At 59.5% G+C, this 1,258-nt stretch carries 1 protein-coding gene; it reads left to right on the forward strand.

Going from position 1 to position 1,258, the window contains the following annotated elements; translation table 11 throughout:
* A partial coding sequence (locus tag EOA32_RS37305) for a hypothetical protein (RefSeq protein ID WP_128374319.1) occupies positions 1-1,258 on the forward strand: 1,258 nt, incomplete at both ends.

Here is a 1,258-nt window from a genome sequence, read left to right on the forward strand (position 1 = left end):
GGGTGAGAAGGCCGATCGCTTGCATCTGGCGAACTTCCCCGGGCTCGAGGAGGCCTTCGGGATATCGTTCGATCCGGATGAATGCAGTGCGCTGTCGATCCAGCTGAAGGATATTGAGCGCGCCACGCGCATCTTCAATCTCAATGAAGCGGTCGACAAGGTCGCCCGCCTCTACATCGATCGTGTCGAGCAGCATCGCCGCAACGACGAGCGATCAATCGACGTCTGGGTCCTTGTTCTGCCCGACATTGTCTATGAGCGCTGCCGGCCGCAATCTAAGCGCACTGCGCTTGCCTTGGAGCTGGGCGACTTCAAGAAGCGGCAGAAGGCGAAAGAAAACCTGCCGCTGTTGTCCGCCATGGGCGCCATCGATCAGTCCGACGAGGCGATTTTCGAGGATGTGCCCGACCTCCATCGCAGGATCAAGGCCGAGTTTCTGAGGATCGCGCCGACGCAGCTGGTGCGCGAGACGACGCTCGCGCCCGGCGCCTTCCTCAACAAGGCCAACTATCCTATCCGCAAGACGCAGGATGCGGCAACGGTCGCATGGAATCTCGCCACCGGGCTCTACTATAAGACGCAGCCGAAACCGCCATGGCGGTTGGCGGACGTGCGGCCCGGCGTTTGCTACATCGGCATGGTCTACAAAAGCCTGCCGAACGATCCTGACGGGCACGCCTGCTGCGCCGCTCAGATGTTCCTCAACGAGGGTGACGGCGTCGTTTTCCGCGGCGCCAACGGTCCTTGGAAGACCGGCGACTATGAGTATCATCTCAAGGCGCCGGCGGCTAAGGACTTGCTTGAACTCGTGCTGAAAACCTACAGCGAAGAGCATGGCGGCCCCCCGAAAGAGCTATTCATTCACGGACAGACCTATTTCAATGATGAAGAGTGGAATGCTTTTGTCGCGGCCGCGCCGAAGGAGACAAATGTCGTCGGCGTGAGGATCCGACCAACGGCGGGCGAGACCAAGCTCTTTCGGGATGGCGACTATCCAGTTCTGCGCGGCACAGCGCTCTTGCTCGACGATCAGACGGCGTATCTGTGGACGACAGGCTACGTGCCGCAGCTTGACACCTACATTGGGCCCGAGACGCCCAATCCGCTACACATCACGGTGATGCGGTCCAAGAAATCCAAACCGAAAATCAGCACCGTGCTGGAAGACATCATGGGTCTCACCAAGATCAACTACAACTCCTGCAACTTCAACGACGGGCTGCCGGTCACGGTTCGCTTTGCGAAGATGGTCGGCGAT

The organism is Mesorhizobium sp. M1A.F.Ca.ET.072.01.1.1 (assembly GCF_004023325.1).
GTDB lineage: Bacteria > Pseudomonadota > Alphaproteobacteria > Rhizobiales > Rhizobiaceae > Mesorhizobium.